General features: G+C 73.7%; 25 protein-coding genes. 13 read left to right on the top strand and 12 right to left on the bottom strand.

Annotated elements, in window-relative coordinates:
* Nucleotides 1-47 precede the first annotated feature (47 nt).
* Nucleotides 48-428 (bottom strand): MmcQ/YjbR family DNA-binding protein, encoded by a 381-nt coding sequence (locus ACF1AL_RS08395; RefSeq protein WP_391825616.1) that lies wholly within the window; start codon nucleotides 426-428, stop codon nucleotides 48-50.
* 122 nt (nucleotides 429-550) lie between these two features.
* Between ACF1AL_RS08395 and ACF1AL_RS08390 the strand changes: the two genes are divergently transcribed.
* Entirely contained in the window at nucleotides 551-1,729 is a 1,179-nt protein-coding gene (locus tag ACF1AL_RS08390) for a saccharopine dehydrogenase family protein (protein ID WP_391825615.1), read from the top strand.
* Between the two features lie 68 nt (nucleotides 1,730-1,797).
* Here the strand turns inward: ACF1AL_RS08390 and mmpA are convergent, their stop codons facing one another.
* Nucleotides 1,798-1,944, bottom strand: a complete 147-nt coding sequence (gene mmpA / locus ACF1AL_RS08385) for a morphogenic membrane protein MmpA (RefSeq protein ID WP_366834768.1) — start codon at nucleotides 1,942-1,944, stop codon at nucleotides 1,798-1,800.
* Between the two features lie 213 nt (nucleotides 1,945-2,157).
* Between mmpA and ACF1AL_RS08380 the strand changes: the two genes are divergently transcribed.
* Nucleotides 2,158-2,346, top strand: a complete 189-nt coding sequence (locus tag ACF1AL_RS08380; protein WP_391825614.1) for a hypothetical protein — start codon at nucleotides 2,158-2,160, stop codon at nucleotides 2,344-2,346.
* Here ACF1AL_RS08380 and ACF1AL_RS08375 read toward each other — a convergent pair.
* Nucleotides 2,307-3,017 carry an endonuclease V gene (locus ACF1AL_RS08375; protein WP_391695708.1) on the bottom strand — a complete coding sequence of 237 codons (711 nt, stop codon included), beginning with the start codon at nucleotides 3,015-3,017 and terminating at the stop codon, nucleotides 2,307-2,309. The two genes, ACF1AL_RS08380 and ACF1AL_RS08375, sit on opposite strands and share 40 nt — an antisense overlap.
* A 50-nt stretch (nucleotides 3,018-3,067) precedes the next feature.
* Between ACF1AL_RS08375 and ACF1AL_RS08370 the strand changes: the two genes are divergently transcribed.
* Entirely contained in the window at nucleotides 3,068-3,364 is a 297-nt protein-coding gene (locus ACF1AL_RS08370; protein WP_391825613.1) for a YciI family protein, read from the top strand.
* 9 nt (nucleotides 3,365-3,373) lie between these two features.
* On the opposite strand, the gene ACF1AL_RS08365 is transcribed toward ACF1AL_RS08370, so the two are convergent.
* Nucleotides 3,374-3,697 (bottom strand): plasmid stabilization protein, encoded by a 324-nt coding sequence (locus ACF1AL_RS08365; protein ID WP_366834764.1) that lies wholly within the window; start codon nucleotides 3,695-3,697, stop codon nucleotides 3,374-3,376.
* A gap of 73 nt (nucleotides 3,698-3,770) precedes the next feature.
* On the bottom strand, nucleotides 3,771-4,865 hold the full coding sequence (locus tag ACF1AL_RS08360; protein ID WP_391825719.1) for a WD40/YVTN/BNR-like repeat-containing protein: 1,095 nt from the start codon (nucleotides 4,863-4,865) through the stop codon (nucleotides 3,771-3,773).
* A gap of 228 nt (nucleotides 4,866-5,093) precedes the next feature.
* Between ACF1AL_RS08360 and ACF1AL_RS08355 the strand changes: the two genes are divergently transcribed.
* The 5 genes from ACF1AL_RS08355 (at nucleotide 5,094) to ACF1AL_RS08335 (ending at nucleotide 12,036) form a co-directional block, all read left to right on the top strand.
* Nucleotides 5,094-5,510 (top strand): SsgA family sporulation/cell division regulator, encoded by a 417-nt coding sequence (locus ACF1AL_RS08355; protein ID WP_391658242.1) that lies wholly within the window; start codon nucleotides 5,094-5,096, stop codon nucleotides 5,508-5,510.
* 491 nt (nucleotides 5,511-6,001) lie between these two features.
* Nucleotides 6,002-7,624: an ABC-F family ATP-binding cassette domain-containing protein gene (locus ACF1AL_RS08350; protein ID WP_391825612.1), complete on the top strand. Its 1,623-nt coding sequence runs from the start codon at nucleotides 6,002-6,004 to the stop codon at nucleotides 7,622-7,624.
* Between the two features lie 10 nt (nucleotides 7,625-7,634).
* Entirely contained in the window at nucleotides 7,635-9,890 is a 2,256-nt protein-coding gene (locus ACF1AL_RS08345) for an ATP-binding cassette domain-containing protein (RefSeq protein WP_391825611.1), read from the top strand.
* Nucleotides 9,891-10,068: 178 nt separating this feature from the next.
* Entirely contained in the window at nucleotides 10,069-10,845 is a 777-nt protein-coding gene (gene ddaH, locus ACF1AL_RS08340; RefSeq protein WP_366835053.1) for a dimethylargininase, read from the top strand.
* Nucleotides 10,846-11,061: 216 nt separating this feature from the next.
* Complete coding sequence (locus ACF1AL_RS08335) at nucleotides 11,062-12,036, top strand: acyl-ACP desaturase (protein ID WP_366834760.1); 975 nt, start codon at nucleotides 11,062-11,064, stop codon at nucleotides 12,034-12,036.
* A gap of 85 nt (nucleotides 12,037-12,121) precedes the next feature.
* Here ACF1AL_RS08335 and ACF1AL_RS08330 read toward each other — a convergent pair whose 3' ends face one another.
* Nucleotides 12,122-12,367 carry a WhiB family transcriptional regulator gene (locus ACF1AL_RS08330; protein ID WP_384205597.1) on the bottom strand — a complete coding sequence of 82 codons (246 nt, stop codon included), beginning with the start codon at nucleotides 12,365-12,367 and terminating at the stop codon, nucleotides 12,122-12,124.
* Nucleotides 12,368-12,558: 191 nt separating this feature from the next.
* On the opposite strand from ACF1AL_RS08330, the gene ACF1AL_RS08325 reads away from it, so the two are divergent.
* A complete protein-coding gene (locus tag ACF1AL_RS08325; protein ID WP_366834758.1) occupies nucleotides 12,559-13,344 on the top strand; it encodes a VOC family protein in 786 nt (261 codons plus the stop codon).
* A 110-nt stretch (nucleotides 13,345-13,454) separates the two neighbouring features.
* Here the strand turns inward: ACF1AL_RS08325 and ACF1AL_RS08320 are convergent, their stop codons facing one another.
* Nucleotides 13,455-14,540: a LacI family DNA-binding transcriptional regulator gene (locus ACF1AL_RS08320; RefSeq protein WP_391780404.1), complete on the bottom strand. Its 1,086-nt coding sequence runs from the start codon at nucleotides 14,538-14,540 to the stop codon at nucleotides 13,455-13,457.
* Nucleotides 14,541-14,711: 171 nt separating this feature from the next.
* Here ACF1AL_RS08320 and ACF1AL_RS08315 point away from each other — a divergent pair, with 171 nt between their 5' ends.
* A complete protein-coding gene (locus ACF1AL_RS08315; RefSeq protein ID WP_391825610.1) occupies nucleotides 14,712-16,808 on the top strand; it encodes a HEAT repeat domain-containing protein in 2,097 nt (698 codons plus the stop codon).
* Nucleotides 16,809-16,909: 101 nt separating this feature from the next.
* Here ACF1AL_RS08315 and ACF1AL_RS08310 read toward each other — a convergent pair whose 3' ends face one another.
* A complete protein-coding gene (locus ACF1AL_RS08310; protein ID WP_391825609.1) occupies nucleotides 16,910-18,028 on the bottom strand; it encodes an FAD-dependent oxidoreductase in 1,119 nt (372 codons plus the stop codon).
* Between the two features lie 53 nt (nucleotides 18,029-18,081).
* On the opposite strand from ACF1AL_RS08310, the gene ACF1AL_RS08305 reads away from it, so the two are divergent.
* Nucleotides 18,082-18,774, top strand: a complete 693-nt coding sequence (locus ACF1AL_RS08305) for a TetR/AcrR family transcriptional regulator (RefSeq protein WP_391825608.1) — start codon at nucleotides 18,082-18,084, stop codon at nucleotides 18,772-18,774.
* 16 nt (nucleotides 18,775-18,790) lie between these two features.
* Here ACF1AL_RS08305 and ligD read toward each other — a convergent pair whose 3' ends face one another.
* Together ligD and ACF1AL_RS08295 are read right to left on the bottom strand one after the other, a co-directional pair.
* Nucleotides 18,791-19,831 (bottom strand): non-homologous end-joining DNA ligase, encoded by a 1,041-nt coding sequence (gene ligD / locus ACF1AL_RS08300; RefSeq protein WP_391780407.1) that lies wholly within the window; start codon nucleotides 19,829-19,831, stop codon nucleotides 18,791-18,793.
* Between the two features lie 63 nt (nucleotides 19,832-19,894).
* Nucleotides 19,895-20,293 (bottom strand): nuclear transport factor 2 family protein, encoded by a 399-nt coding sequence (locus ACF1AL_RS08295; RefSeq protein ID WP_391825607.1) that lies wholly within the window; start codon nucleotides 20,291-20,293, stop codon nucleotides 19,895-19,897.
* A 52-nt stretch (nucleotides 20,294-20,345) separates the two neighbouring features.
* On the opposite strand from ACF1AL_RS08295, the gene ACF1AL_RS08290 reads away from it, so the two are divergent.
* A complete protein-coding gene (locus ACF1AL_RS08290) occupies nucleotides 20,346-21,410 on the top strand; it encodes an ATP-dependent DNA ligase (protein ID WP_391825606.1) in 1,065 nt (354 codons plus the stop codon).
* Nucleotides 21,411-21,598: 188 nt separating this feature from the next.
* Here ACF1AL_RS08290 and ACF1AL_RS08285 read toward each other — a convergent pair whose 3' ends face one another.
* Nucleotides 21,599-22,789, bottom strand: coding sequence for a zinc-dependent alcohol dehydrogenase (locus ACF1AL_RS08285; protein WP_391658232.1), 1,191 nt, complete (start codon nucleotides 22,787-22,789; stop codon nucleotides 21,599-21,601).
* A 365-nt stretch (nucleotides 22,790-23,154) separates the two neighbouring features.
* Here ACF1AL_RS08285 and ACF1AL_RS08280 point away from each other — a divergent pair, with 365 nt between their 5' ends.
* Nucleotides 23,155-24,204: a DUF3048 domain-containing protein gene (locus ACF1AL_RS08280; protein ID WP_391825718.1), complete on the top strand. Its 1,050-nt coding sequence runs from the start codon at nucleotides 23,155-23,157 to the stop codon at nucleotides 24,202-24,204.
* 111 nt (nucleotides 24,205-24,315) lie between these two features.
* Here the strand turns inward: ACF1AL_RS08280 and ACF1AL_RS08275 are convergent, their stop codons facing one another.
* On the bottom strand, nucleotides 24,316-24,783 hold the full coding sequence (locus ACF1AL_RS08275; RefSeq protein WP_391825605.1) for a MarR family winged helix-turn-helix transcriptional regulator: 468 nt from the start codon (nucleotides 24,781-24,783) through the stop codon (nucleotides 24,316-24,318).
* Nucleotides 24,784-24,863: the final 80 nt, after the last annotated feature.

Genomic DNA, 24,863 nt, shown 5'->3' with positions numbered 1-24,863 from the left:
AAGACCCGGGCGAGCAAGCGCTTAGCCAATTATGGACAGCAGGGGCCTCACCCTGCGTCCAGCTCGGCGACGAGTCGCTTGGGCGCGACGGCGCGGTAGCTCTCCTCCACCCAGTCGCACAGCAGCTCGGCGGCCGGCGCGCCCTTCTCCTCCAGCGGGATGCGCACCCAGCCGGCCCGGCCCAGGCCGTACCCCGCGGGCTCGGCGCCCGGGCAGGTCAGGGCGTGGGCGTGGGCCGCCTCGTCGGTGAGCTTGACGGTCACCGCCAGGGGGTGGCCGCCGTCGGTCGCACCGAGGAAGGCGAACACCTTCTTGCCGGCCTTGGCGACCGTCTCGCCCCAGGGGAACTCCTCGGCCGCCCCCGGCAGGGAGAGCGCGAATGCGCGCACTTTCTCCCACTTCCGCAGGGCGTTTCCGGCCACGGCCATCCGCCACCTCCGGCCTCGTCGTCGGCTCGCGCACTCCTCACGCTAGCCTCGGCCACCGACAGCGGCGCGGCCGTGCGCACCGACGGGTGTCCCAGCAGGCTGCCGAGCAACCGAGGGGTGTCATGAGCAGGCTGAGCAGGACGGACCGTCCGTACGACCTCGTGCTCTTCGGAGCCACCGGCTTCGTCGGGACGCTCACCGCGGAGTACCTCGCCGCGCACGCGCCCGACGACCTGCGCTGGGCGATAGCCGGACGCGACACGACGAGGCTGGAGCGGCTGCGCGAGGGGCTGCCCGGCGGCGAGCGGATCGGGGTGCTGCGTGCGGACGTCGCCGACGCGTCCTCGCTGCGCGCACTCGCCGAGCACGCGCGCGTGGTGGCGACGACGGTCGGCCCGTACATCCGCTACGGCGAGCAGCTCGTCGCCGCCTGCGCGGACACCGGCGCCGACTATCTGGACCTCACCGGCGAGCCGGAGTTCGTGGACCTGATGTACGTCCGGCACGACGCACGCGCGCGGGAGACGGGCGCGCGCCTGGTGCACGCGTGCGGCTTCGACTCGGTGCCGCACGATCTCGGCGTGCTGTTCACCGTGGGGCAGTTGCCGCCGGACGTGCCGCTGACCGTGGACGGCTTCGTCTCCGTCGACGCGGCCTTCTCCGGTGGCACCCTCGCCTCGGCGCTGGGCCAGTTCGCGCGCGGACGGCAGATGCTGGCCGCGGCCCGGGACCGCGCCCGGCACGAACCGCGGCTGGTGGGCCGCCGTGCGACGGCCCCGATCGGCGCGCCGCGCTACGCCCCCGAGATCGGCGCCTGGGCGCTGCCGCTGCCCACGATCGACCCGCAGGTCGTGCAGCGTTCTGCGCGCTCCCTGGACCGCTACGGGCCCGACTTCCGCTACCGCCATTACGCGGCCGTGCGCCGGCTGCCGGTCGCGGCCGGCGGGATCGCCGCCGTGGGCGCCCTCGCGGTGGCCTCCCAAGTGCCGCCCGCGCGGCGCTGGTTGTCCGAGCGGGTCCGCCCCGGGGAGGGGCCGAGCGCCGAGAAGCGGGCGCGCAGCTGGTTCAGGGTGCGCTTCGTCGGCGAGGGCGGCGGCCGGCGCGTCTTCACCGAGGTCTCGGGCGGCGACCCCGGCTACGGCGAGACGGCGAAGATCTTCGCCGAGGCGGCCCAGTCCCTGGCGCTGGACGCCCTGCCGGAGACCTCCGGGCAGGTCACCACGGCCGTGGCCATGGGCGAGGCCCTGACCGAGCGGCTGCGGGCGGCGGGCATCGGCTTCCGGGTCGCGGCCCGCCGCTGAGGCGCAGCGGCGGCGCGGACGCCGCACAGCGCGGGCCGCAGCGGCGCCGCCCCTTGGGGGGTGTCTCCCTAGAACGGCCAGGACACCAGCGTGTAGACCATCCCGCCGATCCAGGCCAGTCCGGCGAGCACGGCGAGGACGAGCGCCGCGTTCACGGCGCGCTCGACGGGCCGGGCGGGGTCGGTGAGGGGCTTGGCGGCGCGATGTGTCGTCATGCGGCCAGCCTTCCGGCCGCCGGCCCGCGCCACATCCGTACGCGTACTCAGTACCCGTACTCATCACACCTGCGGGAGGCGCGTGCCGAGCACGCACGCGCGCGTGCGTCCGTGTGTGCACCCCGTTTGAGACTTTCACCGTCATCATGCCCGGCCCGCCTGCCCGCCGTCGTGCAAAGTCTCACCGGGCACGTCAATGAAACGATGGAAGGCATGAAGTTCCTTCTCGACATCACCCTGGACGAGGCGGCGAGCAGCGAGGACAAGGCGCGGGAGCTCGGCCGCATCCTGCGGTACTGGGCCGGGAACGTCCGGCACTACCCGCTGGAGCCCGGCGACGGGGCGGCCGTGTACGACGCGGACTACAAGGAGGTGGGTGCCTGGCGGGTCGTCGCCTCCTGAAGCGCCCGGCGGCACAGCGCGTCGGCCCGGCGGGTCGTCTCCGGCAGCCGGTAGGCCGGCGTCAGCGCCAGCGTGTGGGCGCAGGCCCCGGCCAGGCTCACCCGGTGGCCCACGGACACGAAGACCGGTTTGACACCGTCGCGGGTGCGCAGCGCCCGCCCGACCTCCTCCTCGCCGGCCAGCAGCGGGGAGGAGGAGCCGCGGGGCGCGTCCGGCGCGTCGTAGGTGAAGGTGAACGGGTTCTTGGCGACGCCGATGGTGGGCAGCCCGGTGAGCACTCCGAGGTGGCTGGCCAGCCCGAAGCGCCGGGGGTGGGCGAGGCCGTAGCCGTCGCAGACGACCAGACCCGGCGCGCAGGGCAGCGCGTCGAGCGCGGCCAGCACCGTCGGGATCTCGCGGAAGGCCAGCAGCCCGGGCACGTACGGGAAGGAGACCCGGCCGACGGCGGTGGCCTCGGCGACGACGTCGAGGCTCGCGGCGTCCAGCACCACGGCCGCGGCGGCGACGAGGTCGCGGTCGTCGTCGTAGGCCACGTCGACGCCGGTCACCCGGCCGGTGCCGGGCTCGGGGCCGGGCTCGTCGAGCACCACGCGCGCCCGCAGTTCGTCCTGGACGGCCCGGGCCTCTTCCTCGGTCGCGGGCCAGCCCGCGGGGATGCGTACGGTCGTCATGATGGCCCGAGCCTACGACGCGCCGGCGGACCCCGCGTACGCTCCTGATCATGTTCGTGATGGAGCTGACCTACACCGCCCCGCTCGAGGCCGTCGACGCCGTCCTGAAGGACCACGTCGGGTGGCTGGAAGAGCAGTACGCCCAGGGCCACTTCCTGGCCTCCGGACGCAAGGAACCCCGCGACGGCGGGGTGATCATCGCCGTCGCGGGGGACCGCGCGCGCATCGAGGCGATCGCCGCGAGCGACCCCTTCGTCGCCGCGGGCGTCTGCGAGTACCGCATCACCGAGTTCGTCGCCACCAAGACGGCGCCCGAGCTGGAGCGCCACCGCGAGACCCTCGGCTGAGCGACCGGCTCACTTGCCGAGGGCGCGCTGCAACTCGCTCTTGTTCATGTTCGAACGGCCGGAGATGTCCCGGCGCTTGGCCTCCTCGTACAGCTGGTCGTAGGTCGGGCCCTGGGAGCCCTTCCCGGAGCGCTGGCCGCCCCTCTTCCCGGACGACATGTCCTGGGTGGAGGTGCGGCTCGCCGTCTTCGACTCGCCGGAGCGAGCGCGTTCCTTGTTGACCGTCCGGGCCGCCATCTCCTTGGCGCGCCCGGTGCTCGCGCCGCGTTTCTCGGCGCTCTCCTTGATGTGCTCGTACTGGCGTTCCCGCTTGGGGCTGGAACCGCGTGGCATCTGCGTTCACTTCCTTCCGGCTGCGGTCCCCGAGTACCCCCATTGCACCCGAATCCGACCTGCGGGGCCTGTTTCAGGGCTCCATGCGGGCCACACGGCCCTGCTCGCCCGCGGCCCAACAGGCCCGGTCCGCCGTACAGTCCACGGTGTCGTAGGAGCCGGTGTCGACGGTGCGCCAGGTGCGGCCGCCGTCCGTGGTCAGGTCGGTGCCCGTGGGACCGACGGCGAGCGCGGTGCCGCGGCTGTGCGGGAGCCAGGCGGCCCCGGAGCGGTAGGCGGGCGGCGGGCGGTCCGCCGGGCGCCAGGTGCGGCCGCCGTCGGAGCTCACCGCGGCGGCGAGCGGCGAGGGCTCGCCGGGGCGGTAGTCGCCGCCGACGGCGAGTCCGTGGGCGCGGTCGCGGAAGGCTAGCGCGAAGACGCCGCGGGCCGGGTCGCCGGCCGGGACCGGCGCCTCGGAGGCCGTCCAGGTGCGGCCGCGGTCCGCGGAGTGCAGCACGCGCGCGTGAGCGCCTCCCCCGGTGGCCAGCCAGACGTCCTTCGGCCCGGAGGTGACCAGGCACTGGCCGCTCGCGGCGAAGCCCGCCTCGCCGTCGAGCGCGGCGGGCATGCCGCGTGACGGCAGCACCGTCCAGGAGCGGCCGCCGTCGCTCGTGGACAGGATGCGGAACCGCCCGTCGACCGGGTCGCTCATCGCCAGACCGTGCCGCCGGTCGAAGAAGGCCATGCAGTCGTAGAACGCCTTCGGGTCGGTGTTGCGGAAGGACTCCGTCCAGGTGCGGCCGCCGTCCTCGGTGCGGTACACCCGCGAGTCCTCGCCCTCGCCGATGGCGAGCACCACCGCCCGGCGCGCGTCGAACGCCTCGACGTCCCGGAACTGCAGCGCGCCCGCGCCCGGCGGGGAGACGTTCCGCCAGGTCGCGCCGCCGTCGGTGGTGCGCAGCACGGTCCCCTGGGTGCCGGCCAGCCAGGCCGTGTCCCGGTCGACGGCGGCCAGCCCGCGGAAGCGGACGGTGGGCGCGCCGGTGTCCTTGACCGCCCAGTGCGGCGCCGGCTGCGCCCGCTGCCCGCCGTCGCCTGCCTCGGCCGGTACGGCGGTCAGGGCGGCCAGCGCCACCCCGCACAGCACTCCCGCCGCCACTCTGCTGCCCTTGCGTCCCCTGCGCCCCATGGTCGTCATGGCGGGCGAAGCTAGCCGAAGGCCCGGGTGCCGTCCAGAGCGCCCCGCGCCCCAAGTGGCCGCGACACGGGGGGCGAAGCGGCGGCCGTCGCCGTGCATGAACGCGGTGACAGAGGTCACTCGCTTTGTGTGTGCACGGATCGGCCGGTTCCGACGTCTCTTCCTGTGACCGGCCTCATCCGCCCTCCGTCCGTCCCGCCGTCACAAGGGAGCAAGGCGTTGTCCACCGTCATCGAGCAGCCCGTCCAGGCGCGTCTCGTCGCCGCCGCGCCCCGGATGCCGAACATCCCCGCCACGCTGCACTACGACCGCCGGGATCCGTTCGCGGTCCGTATGAGCTTCCCCGCGCCGGCCACCCTGGAGGGCGTGGAGGTGTGCTGGACCTTCGCCCGTGAGCTGCTCGCGGACGGTCTGGAGAGCCCGCAGGGCCACGGCGACGTCCGGGTGCGGCCGTACGGCTTCGACCGGACGGTCCTGGAGTTCCACGCCCCCGAGGGCACGGCCGTCATCCATGTCCGCACCGGCGAGATACAGCGCTTCCTGCGGGCCACGTGCGCACTGGTGCCGGTGGGCCTGGAGCACCTGCAGCTCGACATGGACCACGGCCTGGCCGAGCTGATGCGGGACGCCTGCTAGGCGCCCCGCGCGCGTGGGGGTGCGTGCACGCCGTCCGCGCGTGAGTGCGTCCACGCCCGCCGTCCGTGCGCCAGTACGCCCACGCCGTCCGGGTGTAAGGGTCGTCCACGCCGTCCGCGCGTGAATGGGTGCCCCGCTGTCCGCGCCCGGGTGCGGACCCGTCGCCCGTGCGCGCCGCGCCGGCCGCTCCCGGCCCGGTCCCTGCCGCGTCCGCCGTTAATTCGTTGACAGTCCCCCAGCCCCCTCGTACGCTGTACAGCGGTCCTGTTGCCGTCGATTGGAGAAGGACGTTGCTCGTCTGAGGTCCTGAGACACCGCGTCACACCCGTCAGGTGTGCGTTGCGTGCGACCTCGGCATACGAGCCGTCCCCCGGCGCAGGGCTTCGTTTTTTCGCTCCCCCGTGCCTCACCGGACCCTCTGCGGTTGCCGTCTCGCGGTGTCTCGACACGCGTTTGCCCCCCGTCTCACATCGAGCAACCGCGAGGCCTTCATGTCCGCTTCCCTCACCTGTACCGCCCTGTCCTTCGCCTGGCCCGACGGCACGGTCGTCCTCGACGGCCTCGACGCCGCGTTCGGTCCCGGCCGCACCGGGCTCGTCGGCGTCAACGGGTCCGGCAAATCGACCCTGTTGAAGCTGATCGCCGGCGAACTGACCCCGTCCGACGGCACCGTGCGCGCCACCGGCGAGATCGGCTACCTGCCGCAGAACGTCACCCTCGACACCACCCTGCGCGTCGACGAGGCGCTCGGCATCGCCGCCCGGCGGGCCGCGCTGCACGCCATCGAGGCGGGCGACGCCGCCGAGGAGCACTTCGAGACCCTCGGCGACGACTGGGACGTCGAGGAGCGCGCGCTCGCCACCCTTGGCGAACTCGGCCTCGGCCATCTCGCCCTGGACCGCACCGTCGGCGAGGTGTCGGGCGGCGAGTCCGTGCTGCTGCGGCTGGCCGCGCTGCTGCTGCGCCGCCCGGAGGTGCTGCTGCTGGACGAGCCCACCAACAACCTCGACCTGTACGCCCGCCGCCGGCTGTACGCGGCCGTGGAGTCCTGGCCCGGCGTGACGGTCGTGGTCAGCCACGACCGCGAACTGCTGGAACGGGTCGACCGGATCGCCGACCTGCGCGGCGGGGAGATCACCTGGTACGGCGGCAACTTCACCGCCTACGAGGAGGCACTGGCCGTGGAGCAGGAGGCCGCCGAGCGCATGCTGCGCGTGGCGGAGGCCGATCTGCGCAAGCAGAAACGCGAACTGGCCGACGCCCAGGTCAAGCTGGCCCGCCGCAAGCGGTACGGGCAGAAGATGTGGGACAACAAACGCGAGCCGAAGATCGTCATGGGCGCACGCAAGCGCGCGGCACAGGAGTCCGCGGGCAAGCACCGCATCCTGCACGAGGAGAGGCTCGCCGAGGCCAGGGAACGGCTCGACGACGCGGCGGAGGCCGTACGGGACGACGACGAGATCCGTGTCGACCTGCCGTACACCGCCGTCCCCGCCGGCCGTGGCGTGCTCACGCTGCGGGACCTCGAAATCGCCCACGGGGCGCGCGTCGGGGGCGGCTTCGATCTGTACGGCCCCGAGCGGATCGCGCTGATCGGGCGCAACGGCGCGGGCAAGACCACGCTGCTGCGCACGATCGCCGGTGAGCTGGCGCCGGTGGCGGGCGAGGCGACGGTGCACGTCCCGCTGCGGTTCCTGCCGCAGCGCCTCGACGTGCTCGACGACGAGCTGACCGTCGCCGAGAACGTGGCCCGGTTCGCGCCGGGCGCCACCAACAACCGGATCCGGGCGCAGCTGGCCCGCTTCCTGTTCCGGGGCGCCCGCGCCGACCAGAGGGCGGCCACGCTCTCCGGCGGCGAGCGGTTCCGGGCGGCCCTGGCCGCGCTGATGCTCGCCGAGCCCGCCCCGCAGCTGCTGATGCTGGACGAGCCGACGAACAACCTCGACATGGCGAGCGTGCGCCAGCTCACCACGGCCCTGGAGTCCTACGAGGGCGCGCTGCTGGTGGCCAGCCACGACCTGCCGTTCCTGCAGTCCCTCGGCATCACGCGCTGGCTGCTGCTCGACGGGGAACTGAAGGAAATCACGCCAGAAGCTGTCGGGTATCCCGCCTAGCGTCGGGGGCATGCGCGACTACATCACCCTCACCGGAGCCAGGGAGAACAACCTCAAGGACGTCACCCTCCGCATCCCGAAAGGCCGGCTGACCGTGTTCACCGGCCTTTCGGGCTCGGGCAAGTCGTCGGTCGTCTTCGACACCATCGCCGTCGAGTCGCAGCGCCAGCTGAACGAGACCTTCACGTGGTTCGTGCGCAACCGGCTGCCCAAGTACGAACGGCCGCGCGCGGACGCCATGGAGGACCTGTCGCCGGCGATCGTGGTCGACCAGCGGCCGGTCGGCGGGCACTCCCGCTCCACGGTCGGCACGATGACCGACGTGTACGCGGTGCTGCGGGTGCTGTTCTCCCGGTGCGGCAGCCCGAGCGCCGGGGAGGCGACGGCGTACTCCTTCAACGACCCGTCCGGGATGTGCCCCGAGTGCCACGGGCTGGGCCGCACGGTCCGGCCCGACTGGGACCGCATCCTCGACCCGGCCCGCTCCCTCGCCGGCGGGGCGATCCTCTTCCCGCCGTTCGCCGTGGGCACCTGGCAGGGGCAGACGTACACCCGCACCACCGACCTGGACGTGCACAAGCCGGTCGGCGAGTTCACCGACGCCGAGCGGGAGTTCCTGCTGCGGGGGCGCGGCACGCGCGTGCACGTCGACAACACCGGCGGATCGCGCGCCATCGACTACGAGGGGCTGGCCGACCGCTTCGAGCGGCTCTACCTGAACCGGGACCTGTCCGCCCTCAGCGCCCGTACCCGCGAGACGGTGCAGCGCTTCCTCACCGAGGACACCTGCCCGCGCTGCGCGGGCGCCCGGCTCAACGAGGCGGCGCTGGCCACGCGGATCCGCGGGCTGTCCATCGCCGACTGCGCGGCGATGCAGGTGAGCGATCTGATCGCCGTCCTGAGGGAGCTGGACGACGATCCGCTCGCCGCGCCGATCGCGGGGGCCGCCGTCACGGCGCTGGAGCGCATCGAGGCGATCGGCCTGGGCTACCTCAGCCTCGACCGGGAGACCGCGACGCTGTCCGGGGGCGAGGGCCAGCGGCTGAAGACCGTACGGCACCTGGGCTCCAGCCTGACCGGCATGACGTACATCTTCGACGAGCCCAGCGTCGGACTGCACCCGCGGGACGTCTCCCGCCTCGGCGACCTGCTGCTGCGGCTGCGGGACAAGGGCAACACGGTGCTGGTCGTCGAGCACGACCGGGACGTGATCGCGCTGGCCGACCACGTCGTCGACATGGGGCCCGGCGCCGGCGCGGACGGCGGGCGCGTGGTGTTCGAGGGCACGCCCCGGGCGCTCGCCGCCTCCGGGACGCGGACCGGGCGCTGTCTGCGCCGCCGCACGGCGCTCAAGGAGCGGGTGCGGCGCGCGGACGGCGGGCTGTGGGTGAAGGGCGCGCGCCGGCACAACCTGCGGGAGGTGACGGTGGAGTTCCCGACCGGGGTGCTGACCGCGGTCACCGGGGTCGCCGGGTCGGGGAAGTCGACGCTGGTCGCGGAGTTCACGACGGCCCATCCGGACGCCGTGGTCGTCGACCAGTCGTCGATCGGCATCTCCGCGCGCTCCACGCCGGCGACCTATCTGGGAGTGATGGACACCGTACGGCGGATCTTCGCGCGCGCGACCGGCGGCGAGCCGGGCCTGTTCAGCTTCAACTCCTCCGGTGCCTGCCCGACGTGCGAGGGGCGGGGCGTGACGTACACGGACCTCGCCTTCATGGACCCGGTGACGACGACCTGCCCCGACTGCGCGGGGCGGCGCTTCCGGGAGGAGGTGCTGCGGCTGACGGTGGACGGGCGGTCCATCGCCGACGTCCTGGAGATGACGGCCGAGCAGGCCCTGGGCTTCTTCTCGGACGCCGGGCTGCGGCGGCGGCTGCGCGCCCTGCGGGACGTCGGGCTCACCTACCTCGCCCTCGGCCAGCCCCTGTCCACGCTGTCCGGCGGTGAGCGGCAGCGGCTGAAGCTCGCGACCCGGCTGCACCGGACGGGCGCGGTGTACGTGCTGGACGAGCCGACGACCGGCCTGCACATGGCGGACGTCGACGGCCTGCTCGCGCTGCTGGACCGGCTGGTGGACGGCGGCAACACGGTCGTGGTGGTCGAACACGACCTGGACATGGTGGCCCACGCCGACTGGGTGATCGACCTGGGCCCGGACGGGGGGCGGGACGGCGGCCGAGTGGTGTTCGAGGGGACGCCGCGGGACCTGCTGGCCGACCGGCACTCGGTCACGGCGGAGCATCTGCGCGCGGCGGTGGGCTGAGCGCCGGCCCGGCACCGTGGGGCCGGGCGGCGGTGGCGGCGCCCGCGCGGTGGGGGTTACGCCCTGGTAACCCCGCTCCACCCGGGGTTTCGCCGAGTGCGCCCCGACCTGCATCATGGCGGACCGGTGCCGCATCATGGCCCGGCAGAACCACCCCGCCGATACGGAGACCACGCTCGTGCCCAGCAAGAAGGCCCTCGTCCGCCGCCCCAGCCCGCGCCTCCCCGAAGGTCTGGTGACGCACATCGAGCGCGAGAAGGTCGACCTCGAGCTGGCGGTCGGGCAGTGGGAGGCCTACGTGGCCGCCCTGCGCGCGCACGGCTGGGAGACGATCGAGGTCGACCCGGCCGACGACTGCCCCGACTCCGTGTTCGTGGAGGACACGGTCGTCATGTACAAGAACGTCGCGCTGATCACCCGCCCGGGCGCCGAGTCCCGGCGCGAGGAGACCGCCGGCGTGGAGGAGGCCGTCGCGCGGCTCGGCTGCTCGGTGAACTGGATCTGGGAGCCGGGCACGCTGGACGGCGGTGACGTCCTCAAGATCGACGACACGATCTACGTGGGCCGCGGCGGACGCACCAACGCCGCCGGAGTGCAGCAGCTGCGGGCGGCCTTCGAGCCGCTGGGCGCGCGGGTCGTCGCCGTACCGGTGAGCAAGGTGCTGCACCTGAAGTCGGCGGTGACCGCGCTGCCGGACGGCACGGTGATCGGGCACATCCCGAAGGTGGACCGGCCGGCGCTGTTCCCGCGCTTCTTGCCGGTGCCGGAGGAGTCCGGCGCGCACGTGGTGCTGCTGGGCGGCTCCACGCTGCTGATGGCCGCGAGCGCGCCGCGCACCGCGGACCTGCTCACCGATCTCGGCTTCGAGGTGGTCACCGTGGACATCAGCGAGTTCGAGAAGCTCGAGGGCTGTGTGACCTGCCTCTCGGTACGGCTGCGGGAGCTGTACGCCTGACGGGTGAGGGACTCACCCCCACGGCCCCTGGATCTGCGGATTCCGGGGCCGTCGTGCTGTCGGCAGTGGCCGGGCCCACAGTGGCTGATCAGCGATCTTTACGGAGTTCTTAACCTACGGATTCGTAACCTACGGACTCGTAGCCTACGATCCCGTAGGTTCCCGGTGCCGCACCACCGGACCCTTCCGCTCCGTCGTCGTCCCCCTGGAGTACTCGTGACGATCACCTCTGCGCACCTCGGCAGTTCCGCCGTCTGGACCGACGCCCGGCTGCTGTACGCCTTGGAGGAAGTGGTCGAGAAGGAACTGAACCGGCATCTGCAGGTCGCCAAGGACTGGATGCCGCACGAGTACGTGCCGTGGAGCGACGGCCGCAATTTCCCCGGCCTCTTCGAGGACGGCGAGGCCTGGGACAAGGAGCAGTCCAAGGTCACGGAGATCGGCCGGATCGCCCTGGTGGTGAACCTGCTGACCGAGGACAACCTGCCGAGCTACCACCACGAGATCGCCACGCTCTTCGGCCGCGACGGCGCCTGGGGCACGTGGGTGCACCGCTGGACGGCCGAGGAGGGCCGGCACGGCATCGTGATGCGGGACTACCTGCTGACCTCGCGCGCGGTCGACCCGGACAAGCTGGAACGTTTCCGCATGGCTCACATGAGCGAGGGCTTCGAGTCCGACAACCGGCACTCGATGCTGCACTCTGTGGCCTACGTCGCCTTCCAGGAGCTGGCCACGCGGATCTCGCACCGCAACACCGGCCATCAGTCCGGCGACCCGGTCTGCGACCGCATGCTGGCGCGCATCGCGACCGACGAGAACCTGCACATGGTCTTCTACCGCAACCTGCTCAAGGCGGCCTTCGAGATCGCGCCCGACCTGACGATGCAGGCGGTGCGGGACGTGGTCGTCAACTTCCGGATGCCCGGTCACGGCATCCCCGGCTTCGAGCGGGCCGCGGCGCAGATGGCGATCGGCGGCGTGTACAACGTGCGGATCCACCACGACGACGTGCTGCAGCCCGTGCTGCGCTTCCTGAAGGTCCTGGAGATCGACGGCCTCGGCCCCGAGGGCCTGCAGGCCCAGGAGGAGCTCGGTCTCTACCTGGGCGGCCTGAACGACGAGGCGACGAAGTTCGACGAGAAGCTGGCGGCCCGCCGGGCCCGGATGGCGGCCCGGGCGGCCGGCTGACCCGACCGGCCCCGGCGGCACGACCCCCCGCGAGTCGTGCCGCCGGCGTTTTCCCGGTGGGGGCGAACGGGGCGGGGCGGTGCCGTCACGGGGCGGTGCGGCGCAGGGCCAGCCGCTCCTTCTCGGACAGGCCGCCCCACACGCCGAAACGCTCGTCGTGCTCCAGGGCGTAGTCGAGGCAGGCCGAGCGGATCGGGCACAGGCCGCAGATGCGCTTGGCCTCGCGGACGGAGCTGCCGGGCTCGGGGAAGAAGAAGTCGCCGCCGGTCTGCGCGCACAGCGCCTCCTCCTGCCAGGCGAGATCGGGCATGTCGATGGTGTCGAGGTGCATGGCCGAAAGCCTGCCGGGCGGCGCGAAACGTTCGATCAACGCCGGATCAACGCCTGTTTCGCAGGGCCGCCGGCCACCCGATGATGCCCCCGCCGTCCGAGCCGGCGCACGGCGGCGCGCGGGGGCGATTGTCAGTGGGCGGTGGAAGACTCGGCAGAGCAGACAACGGGACCCTTCGAAGGAGGGCGACGATGCTCACCACCCGTTTCGTCAACGGTGCCCCGAACTGGCTCGACGTCGGCACGAGCGACCTCGAGGGCGCCACGCGCTTCTACGGCGCCCTCTTCGGCTGGCGGTTCCAGTCGGCCGGGCCCGAGGCCGGCGGCTACGGCTTCTTCCAGCTGGACGGCAGGACCGTGGCGGGTGCCGTTCAGGTCGCGGCGGAGCAGGGCCCGCCGGCATGGACGGTGTACTTCCAGAGCGGGGACGCCGAGGCCACCGCCAAGGCGGCCGAGCAGGCGCACGGCAGCGTCCCGTTCCGTCCGATGGACGTGATGAGCGAGGGCACCATGGCCGTCCTCGCCGATCCGGCGGGCGTGCGCTTCGGGATCTGGCAGCCGGGCCGTACCAAGGGCGTCGACGTGGCCGGCGACAGCCGCTCGCTGACGTGGGTGGAGTTGTACACGCCGGACATCGCCGCGGCGGCCGCCTTCTACCACGCGGTGCTCGGCATGGAGACCTCGGCGGTGCCCTTCCCCGGCGGCACGTACACCTGCGTCAACCCCCGGGAGGGCGGCGAGGACGCCATGTTCGGCGGGATGGTGCCCCTCGCGGACGATCCGGCGGAGACCGAGGCGTACTGGCTGCCGTACTTCGAGGTGCCGGACGTGGACACGGTGGTCACCACGGCCCAGGAGATGGGCGGCACGGTCCGGGTGCCGGCCGTGGACGTGGAGGGCGTCGGCCGGATGGCCCGCCTCGCCGATCCCTACGGGGCACGGTTCGCGGTGATCACGAGCGCGCCGCGCCCGGAGTGACGCGCGCGGTGATCACGAACGCGCCGCGCCCGGAGTGACGCGCGCGATGATCACGAGCGCGCCAAGCCCGGAGTGACCGTGGCGTCGGCCGTGGCCGTGCACGTGGGCCACTAGGCCGAGGCGCGGCGTACCAGGGTCGTGGGCAGGACGACGGCGGCAGCGGGATCCCGGTCGCCGTCCTCGGTTCCGCCGTTCCCGGGCCCGTCGTTCTCCGGCTCGCCGTCGGGCGCGGTGGCGCCCCGGTCGAGGCGGCGCAGGAGCAGGCGGGCCATCAGGCGGCCCATCTCCTCGATGTCCTGACGCACCGTCGTCAGCGGCGGGTCGGTCTGCTCCGCGACGGTGACCATGTCGTCGAAGCCGATCACGGCGACGTCGTCGGGCACCCGCCGCCCGTGCTCGCGCAGCACCCGCAGGGCGCCGGCGGCGGTGAGGTCGTTGCCGGCGAAGACGGCGTCCAGGTCGGGGCAGCGCCGCAGCAGCGCCCGCATGGCCCGTTCGCCGCCGGCCGCGGTGAAGTCGCCCTCGGCGACCAGCCGGTCGTCGGCGCCGTCCAGGGCGTCCCGGTAGCCGTCCAGCCGGTCCGCCGCCGACGTCTGGTCGAGCGGGCCGGTGATGTGGGCGATGCGGCGGCGGCCGAGGGCGAGCAGATGGCGCACGGCCTCACGGGCCCCACCGCGGTTGTCGCTGTCGACGTAGGCGGCTCCGCGGTCGCCGTCGCCCCAGCCCGGGCGGCCGCCGAACACCGTCGGCACACCCGCGTCGTGGATCAGGGCGGGCAGCGGGTCGTCGAGGTGCAGGGAGAAGACGAGGGCCCCGTCGACATGGCCGCCGGCGAGGTAGCGGGCGACGCGCGTGTGGTCGTCGCGGCCCTCGGTGAGCAGCAGGACGAGCTGGTTGTCGTGCGCGGTCAGCTCGCGGCTGATGCCGCGCAGCTGGAGGGCGAAGAAGGGGTCGGCGAAGACCCGCGTCTCGGGTTCGGCGATGACGACGGCTACGGCGTCGTGGCGCCGGGTGACCAGGCTGCGGGCGGCCTGGTTGGGGACGTAGCCGAGTTCGTCGACGGCCCGCCGGACCCGCTCGACGAGGTGCGGCCGCACCCCGTCGCCTCCGTTGACGACACGGGAGACCGTCGCCCGGGACACACCGGCCCGCGCGGCCACGGCCTCCAGCGTGGGGCGCGGGGCTGTCTGGGTCACATCGGGCTCCTCGGCGGTGGGTGCGGCCCAGGATATCCCCGGCCTTCGGCGGTGGCGGAGCGTGCGCCGGGCCGGGGACCGGCCGTCGCCGGGGACGGGTTGTCAGTGGTGTGCGGCAAGCTGTGATCGGCGGCGGGACACGCGCCGCGGAGCGCCACGGGGAGGACAGCCGTGTTCACGGGGATCGACGACGTCGACTGGGCGTCGCTGGGGCATGCGTACACCGATACGGCGACCGATGTGCCGGGCCTGCTGTGGGGTCTGGCGTCGGACGACCCGGAGCGCCGGGAGATCGCCCTGGACGGGATGTACGGGGCGGTGCACCACCAGGGCGACGTCTACGACAGCACGGTGGCGTGCGTCCCCTTCCTGTTCGAGCTGGTGCGGACGGCGGGCAGGCCCGAGCGGGGCGCCGTGGTGGAACTGCTGCGCAGCATCGGGGAGTCGGTGCGGGAGGACTCCCCGCTGGAGTTCTGCGGCTGCGACGAGGACGAGGAGGAGTGGCGGCGCATGATCGGGCGCGCCCGCGCGCTGATCCGCGAGGGCGTGGACGGCCTCCTCGGCCTGCTGGACGACCCGGACCCGGAGCTGCGGGCCGCGTTGCCGGGCGCCCTCGCGCAGTTGCATCCCGATCCCGTGCGCGTGTTCGACGCGCTGTGCGACCGGCTGCGCGTGGAGCGCGCGCCCGGACCGGCCCGGGCGCTGGTGCGGGCCGTGGGCAGCCTGGGCGTGGCGCACCCGGCGAGGACGGCCGGCGCGGCGGCAGAGGTACTGACCCGGCTGGTGGCCGGCACCCCCGATCCCGAGCTGCGGCTGACGGCCCTCGTCCAACTGGCGCACTGCGCCCCGCAGTCCGTGCCCGAGGACACGGTGGACATCTGCCGGGACGTGCTGCGGCGCGCGGGGCGGGCGGCGCCGGCCGGCGAAGACGCGCCCGAGCGGCCTCGCACCGACACCCTGATCTCGTATCTGCGCGAGCTGGAGCGGGACCACCGGGCCAGCGTGGACGCCGATCTGGTGGGCGACCTGCTCACGGAGCTGCACCACGCCCTCGGTGACCGCACGGACCTGCGGCTGCCGCTGCTCATGGACCAACTGCGGGCGCCGGGACGGGGGCAGAAGCTGACCGCGCTGGTCATGGCCCGTCAGCTGCTGACCGGCTGGCGTGTCCCCGCGGCGGAGCCGGTGGCGGCCGTCGGCGCGCTGCTGCTGGACCCCGACGAGCGGGTGTCCGACATGGCGCTGAACACGCTGCTGCACCTCGCGCCGGTCGTGGGCCCGGCCGTCGAGTCGCTGGAGACGTACATCCACAGCTGGGACGACCGCGAGCTGGAAGCGGACGTGCCCTGGTACGAGATGGCGCTGTGCCGGGCCACCGAGGTCCTGACGCTGGCCGGCGCCCCGGACGTGGTGCCGACGCTGGTGTCGCTGCTGTCCGGGCACGACGTCGCGCTGGAGGTGCCCGCCCGGCTGCCGGACTGGATCCGGGCGCTCGGCCCCGAGGCGGCGGCCCCGCTGGGCCCGGTGCTGCGCGAGCGGCTCGCGGCCCTCGACCCGGCCGTCCCCGACGCCGACCAGGTCCACCTCGTCGGGGCCCTGGGCGTCCTGGAGCAGCCGGAGTCCGCCCCGCTGCTCACCGCGGTCCTGCGCGCCACGGACGATCCGCGCACCCGCTGGGCGGTGGTGGAGGCCCTCCCGTCCTGCGGCACCGCCGCCGCGGACGCCGCTCCCCTGCTGCGGGACCTGCTCGCCGACGACGGGCTCCCCCCGGAGCAGCGGGCCAGGGTGGCGCGGGCCCTGTGGGCCGTGACCGAGGACGCGAGGGACGTGCTGCCCGTCGTGCGGGAGGCCCTGTCCGCCGGGCCCGACGCGCGGGTCTACGAGGCGCTGCGGGCCGCGAGCGCGATGGGACCGGCCGGGGCCGCTCTGGCGCCGGAACTGCGCGCGCTGATCGCCGCCGACCGGTCCACCGGGTGGGCGGGGGTGGCGCTGTGGCGGGTGACCGGGGACGCGCGCGAGGCGCTGCCGGCGCTGCTGCGGGGGTGGACGTCCCAGCCGAACCAGCGTCCCGTGATCGCCCGCTGCCTGCTGGACATGGGCGCGGACGCCGCGCCCGCCCTGCCGCACATACGGGCGGAGCTGGACTCCCCGCGCCACCACACCAACGACGGCGCGGCGCCCGGTATGACGCACCGCCTCCACGAGGACCTGTCCCTGCTGCGGGACTGCCGCCGCCTGGCCGAGCGGCTGGAGGGCACCGCCGGCTGACGCGCCCGGGCGCGGGCGACCGTCCGGCCCTGATCACGGTTGCGCCGGACGGCCACGGTGCCGCGCCGGGCTGTTCGCACCGCTCGCCCCGCGCCGGGCGGTCAGGACGGCTGGACCTGGTCGAACTGGGCGATGGCTTCGGCCGGGTCCGGGCTGACAAGGCGTTCCAGACCGGCCGTCGTGATCTGCGCCCAGCGGCCGGCCCGTGCCCACATCCGTTCCTCGAAGGCCCGGACGGCCTCGTCCGGGCCCCCGGAGCCGGTGGCGAGGGCCTCGGCGAGTTCGGCGCCCTCCAGCATCGCGAGGTTCGCGCCCGCCCCCAGGGGCGGCATCAGATGGGCGGCGTCGCCCAGCAGCGTCACCCCGGGGACGTGGGTCCAGGTGTGGGACACGGGCAGGGAGTGGAAGGGGCGGCGGACGAAGGCGGTGCCGTGCCGGAGGAGGTCGAGGACGGTGTCGGCCCAGCCGTCGAACAGTGCCAGCACGCTCGCGCGCAGGGCTTCTGCGTCGGCCGGGTCCAGGTGCGCGTGCCAGTCCAGCGGCGCACGGAACTTGGCGTACACCTTGACGTGGCCGCCGCTGTTGCGCTGGGCGACGACGGAGCGGTTCACGCCGTAAACGGCCAGGGAGCCGTCGCCGATCAACCGGGCGAGGCCGGGGTGGCGGGTGTCGACGTCGTCGAGGGAGGTCTCGACCGAGGTGACGCCGGTGTAGTGCGGCTCGGCCGGCGAGAGCGCCGGGCGGGTCCGGGACCAGGCGCCGTCCGCGCCGATCACGAGGTCGAAGGTCTCCTGGCTCCCGTCGGCGAAGTGGACCAGCACGCCGTCCGCGGTCCCCGGCACCACTCGCGAGACGCCTCGGCCCCACTGGACGTCGAGCGGGCCGAGCAGCAGGTCACGGAGCTGACCGCGGTCGATCTCGGGGTTGGCCCGCTCGTCCGGGCCGGGGCGCCAGTCGCGCAGGACGGTGCCGTCCACGTCCAGGATGCGCATGGCCTGCGCCTCGGGGCGGGCCAGCGCCTCGAACTCCCTCAGCAGCCCGGCCTTCTGCAGGGCGAGCTGCCCCAGCCCTTCGTGCAGGTCCAGCGCGCCGCCCGGCGGGCGGGCGTCGGGGGCGGGATCGCGTTCGAGGACGGTGACCGGGTGGCCGTGGCGGTGCAGGACACGGGCGCAGGTGAGGCCGCCGGGGCCCGCGCCGACAACGGCGATGCGAGGTCTCATGGCGATACACTGTATCGATCCGAGACGCTGTATCACAACGGTACGGTGTGGCCATGACTGTCTGGGACCGGCCGGAGCCGCCGGCCCGCCCCGTGCCGCTCGACCGGCGGCGGATCGTCGCCGCCGCCGTCGCGCTGGCCGACGAGGGCGGGCTGGAGGCGGTGTCGTTGCGCAAGGTCGCCGCCCGGCTGAACGCCGGCCCGATGCGGCTGTACGGATACATCTCCACCAAGGAGGAGCTGTTCGACCTCATGATGGACGAGGTCCAGGCCGAGATCCTTCCCGAGGAGCGGCCCGCTGACTGGCGGGAGGCGCTGCGGGCCCTCGCCCACCGGACCAGGCGGACCGCGCTCCGCCACCCCTGGCTGGCCGACCTGCTCGGCGGCCGCCCGGCCCTGGGCCCGAACGGCCTCGCCGTCACCGAGGCGACACTGGCCCCCCTCGACGGGCTCGCCGACGTCGACACCGTCCTGCGCGCCGCGGAGACCGTCAGCTCCTACGTCACCGGCGCGATCCGGCGCGAGATCGCGAACCTGCGGGCCGAGCGCGCCACGGGCCTGTCCAAGCGCGACTGGCAGCGCGCCTTCGGGCCGCATGTGACGCGGATGCTGGCCACGGGCCGCTTCCCGGCGCTGGCCAAGGCGGTGCACGACGGCAGGCACGTGGACGCCGGGGAGTCCTTCGCGACCGGCCTCGAATGGGTCCTCGACGCCGTGGCCGGCAAGCTCGCCCGCCCGTCGGCCTGAGACACGAGGGCGCCGGCTAGGAGGACTTCTTCGGCTGGTCGGCCGGCTGGGGGCGGCGGGCGCGGCTCGGCTGGACCCGCTTGGGCTCGCCCGGCATCTTCGGGTACTCCGGTGGATAGGGCAGATCGCCGAGGCCGTGGTCGCGTTCGTCCTGTGCCGCGAGCTCCAGCAGGGCCTCCAGGGAGAAGCGGTGGTCGTCCATGTCGGCGTGGACGTCGCCGAGTTCGGCGAAGCGGGCCGACATGGTCACGATGTCGAAGTCGCGCGGATGGGCGGCGCCGACCTCCTCCCAGCGCAGCGGCGCGGAGACGGGGGCGTGCGGGCGGGGCCGCACGGAGTAGGCGGAGGCGATGGTGCGGTCGCGGGCGGTCTGGTTGTAGTCGATGAAGATGCGCTCGCCGCGCTCCTCCTTCCACCACTTGATGGTGACCTGCTCGGGCATCCGGCGCTCCATCTCCCGGCCGACCGCGATCGCGGCGCGGCGGACCTGGGTGAAGGTCCAGCGCGGTTCGATGGGCACGAAGACGTGCAGGCCACGGCCGCCGGAGGTCTTCGGGTAGCCGCGCAGCCCGCCGAACTCGTCGAGCACGGCGCGCAGTTCGTGGGCGGCGCGGGCGGCGTCGTCGTAGTCGGTGCCGGGCTGCGGGTCGAGGTCGATGCGCAGTTCGTCGGGGCGGTCGACGTCGTCGCGGCGCACCGGCCAGGGGTGGAAGGTGAGGGTGCCGTACTGCGCGGCCCACAGCACCGCGGCTTCCTCGGTGGGGCACATCTCGTCGGCGCTGCGGCCGCTGGGGAAGGTGATGTGGGCGGTGGGGATCCAGTCGGGCATGTTCTTCGGGGCGCGCTTCTGGTAGAACCACTCGCCGGTGACGCCGTCCGGGTAGCGCTCCAGCGTGGTGGGCCGGTCGCGCAGAGCGCGCAGGATGCCGGGGCCGACGGCCTGGTAGTACCGGGCGAGGTCCAGCTTGGTGTAGCCGCGCTCCGGGAAGAAGACCTTGTCGGGGTTGGACAGCCGTACGGTCCTGCCGCCGGCTTCGAGTTCGACCGCGTCACCCATGCGGCCACCGTAGGCGCAGGCCACAAACATCGCATACCGGACAGCAGGCGGGCGCGCCGGGTGTCACTCGCTCACCGTGTCGGCGTGACGGTGCGCCACCCGCCAGGCACCGTCCTCGCGGCGGTAGATCTGCGTCGCGCGCAGCGTGTAGGTGCGCGGCCTGCCGTCGACGCGGGCCGAGGTGTGCTCCAGGCCGACCGTGTAGGCCATGTCGCCCACGACGTCGTACGCCCGCAGTTCGAACGCGTACGACGTGCAGTCGGAGAAGGTGCGGGAGAGGGCGGCGAAGAGGCGGTCGAGCTCGTCCTGACCGTGGGCGTCGTGCCAGGCACCGAGGACGCTCACGGGTTCGCCGCGCGACCACAGCGCCCGCCGGGGCGCCGCGTCGCCGTTGTGCAGCGCGACCTCCGCATCGCGCAACGCGGTCTCGACCCACGTCCGGAAGTCGTCGCGGTCGCTCATGCGGTCCAGCATGCATCAGGCGGACATCCGGGACGAATCGTACAGTCGGAGCATGGACCTGCCCGTCATGCCGCCCGTGAAGCCGATGCTCGCCAAGTCCGTCGCGAAGATCCCGCCGGACATGCACTACGAGGCCAAGTGGGACGGGTTCCGGGCGATCGTCTTCCGCGACGGGGACGAGGTGGAACTGGGCAGCCGGACCGGCAAGCCGCTGACCCGGTACTTCCCCGAGCTGGTCGAGGCGCTGAAGGAACGGGTGCCCGAGCGCTGCGTCCTGGACGGGGAGATCGTGATCGCCCTGGAGGGCCGGCTGGACTTCGACGCGCTCACCGAACGCATCCATCCCGCCGACTCGCGGGTGCGGATGCTGGCGCAGAAGACCCCGGCCTCCTTCGTGGCCTTCGACGTGCTGGCCCTGGACGACGAGTCGCTCACCGGCATGCCGCTGACCGACCGGCGGGCGGCGCTGGAGCGGGCGCTGGCGGAGGCCACCCCGCCGGTGCACGTGGCTCCGGCAACGAGGGACATCGAGGTGGCCCAGCGGTGGTTCCAGGAGTTCGAGGGGGCCGGACTGGACGGCGTGATCGCCAAGCCGCTCACCCTGCGCTATCTCCAGGACGAGCGCGCCATGTTCAAGATCAAGCACGAGCGGACCGCGGACGTCGTCGTCGCCGGCTACCGCTTCCACAAGTCCGGCCCGGTCGTGGGCTCCCTGCTGCTCGGCCTCTACGACGACCGGGGCACCCTGCAGCACGTGGGCGTGTCGGCGGCGTTCTCCATGAAGAGACGCGCGGAACTGGTGGACGAGCTGGAACCCTTGCGCATGGACGACGCCGCGGAACATCCGTGGGCGGCCTGGTCCGAGGAGGCCGCCCACGAAACCGCGCGACTCCCGGGGGCACCCAGCCGCTGGTCCGGCAAGAAGGACCTGTCGTGGATCCCGCTGCGGCCCGAACGCGTGGCCGAGGTGGCCTACGACCACATGGAGAACGGGGCGCGGTTCCGGCACACGGCCCGGTTCCGCCGCTGGCGCCCGGACCGGACGCCGGAGAGCTGCACCTACGCGCAGCTGCAGGAGCCGGTGCGTTACGACCTGGCCGAGGTGCTCGGGACCTGACCGACGGGCGACGGACCGCCCCAGGCGAGGGGGGCCCGCCCCGGCGGCCGGCCGCGCCACCCGAAGGGGCCCGGCCCCGGCGGCCGACCGCCCCACCCGAGGGGGCCCCGCCCCAGTCGCGGACCGCCCCAAGCGACGGGACCACGCTCCGGCGGCGACCGCTCACCGCCGCCCCGCTGAAGCCGGGGTCAGGGCTTCATCAGCACCTTCACGGCCCCGTCCCGCTTGCGCTGGAACATCTCATAGGCCTGCGGCGCCTCGTCCAGCGGCAGCCGGTGCGTGGCGAAGTCGTCGACGCCGAGCGGGTCCTCGTCGGTGAGGTACGGCAGGATCTCGTCGCTCCAGCGGCGCACGTTGGCCTGGCCCATGCGGATCTGGATCTGCTTGTCGAACAGGGTCAGCATCGGCATCGGGTCGGCCATGCCGCCGTAGACGCCGACCAAGGAGAGCGTGCCGCCGCGGCGGACCAGCTCGATCGCGGTGTGCAGGGCGGCGAGCCGGTCGATGCTGAAGCGCTCCATGAGCGGGCTGACCAGCTTGCGCGGCATCATCGAGGTGGCCTGCTGGGCCAGCTTGGCGGCCGCGCTGCCGTGTGCCTCCGTGCCCACCGCGTCGATCACGGCGTCGGGCCCGCGCCCGTCGGTCTGGTCCCGGATCGCGGAGACCAGCTCCTTCTCGTTGTCGAAGCTGCTCAGGTCGAACGTCTCCACGCCCCGCTCCTTCGCCCGGCGCAACCGCTCCGGGACGAGGTCCACGCCGAACACCCGCCCGGCTCCGCGGACCTGGGCGACCCGGCAGGCCATGTCGCCGATCGGGCCGAGCCCCAGCACGGCGACGCTGCCGCCCTGCGGCACGTCGGCGTAGGCGACCGCCTGCCAGGCGGTGGGCAGCACGTCGGAGAGGTAGACGAAGCGGTCGTCGGGCGGCCCCTCGGGGATCTTGATGGGCCCGAACTGGGCCTGCGGGACGCGCAGGTACTCGGCCTGGGCGCCGGGCACCGACCCGTACAGACGGGTGTAGCCGAAGAGGGCGGCGCCCATGCCCTCGCCGGAGACCTGCGTGGTCTCGCACTGCGTGGGCAGCCCGTTCAGGCACATCCAGCAGTCGCCGCAGGCGATCTGGAACGGGACCACGACCCGGTCGCCGGCCATCAGGTCCGGCACCCCGGCGCCGACCTCCTCGACGATGCCGATCGGCTCGTGGCCGAGGATGTCGCCGGGCGTCATGAACGCGGTCAGCACCTCGTACAGGTGCAGGTCGGACCCGCACAGTCCGCTCGAGGTGACGCGGATGACGGCGTCCGTGGGTTCCTCGATCTTCGGATCGGGCACCGTCTCCACCCGTACGTCCCGCTTGCCGTGCCACGTCACTGCCTTCATCGCGCCGGCTCCCTCCGCCGTGGGTGCGCTGTACGACCAGCGGCCGGGTACCCGCAGGTCCCGGCCCGAACCGGAACCACGGTCCGCGCCCGCGCCCCTGCCCCAGCCCGGGGGGACCGTTCCGCTGCGCCGATCGGCGCAGCCGGAGCGACCCGGCGAAGACGATCGGGTAGAGCCACCGATGAGCTGACAATCGGATGATCTCGGACAGGACTGGGCGGGTGGCGACGGTGGGCACAGCACCAGGAGCGCGGGAACCACGAGGACCGCGAGAATCACGGGAATCGCGACGATCACGAGGACCGGGACAGCCGGGGCGGCCGTACGAACCGGGCACGGCACGGCTCCCCCGGTCGCGGCGCGCGCTGCCGGCGACGGTCCTGCTGGCGATCACGGTGACGGCCGGACTGGCGGCGGGATGCACGACGGCAGGGGGCACGCACGACGACGGCCGCGACCAGGCCCGGCGCACGGCCACCGGGCCCGGTCCCAGCGGTCCCGGCAGTCCGACCGGCCCGACGGGCCCGGGTCCCTCCGGCCCCGCGACACCCACCTCGCCCACCAGCCCCGGCAGTTCCACCGGCCGGCCCACGGCGGCGCGGAACCCCGTCATCGCGGTGAAGATCGACAACTCCGCAGCGGCCCGGCCGCAGACGGGGATCAACGCGGCGGACGTCGTCTACGTCGAGCAGGTCGAGGGCGGGCTGAGCCGGCTGATGGCGGTGTACGCCACCACCCTGCCGTCCGCCGTCGGCCCGGTGCGCAGCGCCCGCGAGTCCGACCTGGAGTTGCTGCGCCAGTTCGACCGGCCGACGCTCGCCTTCTCCGGCGCCCAGAGCAAACTGCTCCCGCTGATCCGCCGGGCCCCGCTGCGGGCGGAGACCCCGGGCCGGACGAGGGGCGCGTTCGAGCGCGGCGCCGGCCGCCCGGCCCCGCACAACCTGTTCCTGCACCCGCGCGCCCTGGTGAGCGACGAGCCCGGCGCGGCCGCGCTGACCACCGGCTTCCGCTACGGTCCCGCACCGGCGGGCGGGCACCCGCTGGCGTCGCGCACCGTGCGCTACCCGCTCGCCCGCTTCACCTTCACCTGGTCACCCGGCGCCCATCGCTACCTGGTCGACATGGACGGTACGCCCGCGGTGACGACCGACGCGGGGCGGATGGCGCCGGCGACGGTCGTCGTGCAGTACGTGACCGTGCGCGCCTCCGCGTTCCACGACTTCCTCGGTCACACCACGCCGTACACGGAGACGGTCGGCTCGGGGGCGGCGACGGTCCTGCGGGACGGGCGGGCGTACCGGGCCACCTGGAAGCGGCCGACGGCCACGGACGGCACGCGGTTCGAGACCAACGACGGCAGGCCGATGGCCTTCGCCCCGGGCCAGGTCTGGGTGGTCTTCGCCAAGGCCGCCTGACCCGGATGCGCCCGGTGCACCGTCGCGCCCGGCGCAGACGGACCACCCGGGCGCACGCCGGCCACCCCGCGCCCACCCGCGCCCGTCTCGCCCGCCGGCCACCCGCCCGGGTCAGGCCTGCGCCGCCGTGGCCGGTTCGCCGGCGTTGCGCAGTCCCTCCGCCGCGTCGGCGACGCGGCGGATGAGGTCCAGGAACTGGGTCTGCTCGTCGGCCGACAGCGGTGCGAGGAAGACCTGGTTCATCCGCGCCGTGCGCACGGTCAGCTTGCGGTGGGTGCGCAGACCCTCGTCCGTCGGGCGCAGCAGGGAGCGGCGGCCGTCCTGCGGGTCGCGCACCTTGTCGATCAGCCCGCGGCGGCCGAGCCGGCTGCTCACCTCGGCGATGGTGGAGCGGTCGAGGCCCACCCGCTCCCCCACCGTGCGCTGGTCGAGCCCCGGCTCGGCCACGAGCGCGTTCAGCACCGCGAACTGCGGCGAGGTGATCTCCTCCGAGACCATCGCGTTCCAGAGCAGGTAGTGGGCCTGCTGGAGCCGCCGGGCGAGGTGTCCGGGGTGCGTCGAGAGGTCCACCGCGGCCATGTGCGCTCCTGTGGTCGTTTTCGTTGGTGTACTGAACGATACCCGGCCGATCGGACGATGTCTTTGGCCATCTATTGACA

Source organism: Streptomyces sp. NPDC014801, assembly GCF_043082085.1.
Classification (GTDB): Bacteria; Actinomycetota; Actinomycetes; order Streptomycetales; family Streptomycetaceae; genus Streptomyces.
The sequence above is the reverse complement of the archived record's forward strand: the minus strand, read 5'-3'. Positions and strand labels throughout refer to the sequence as shown.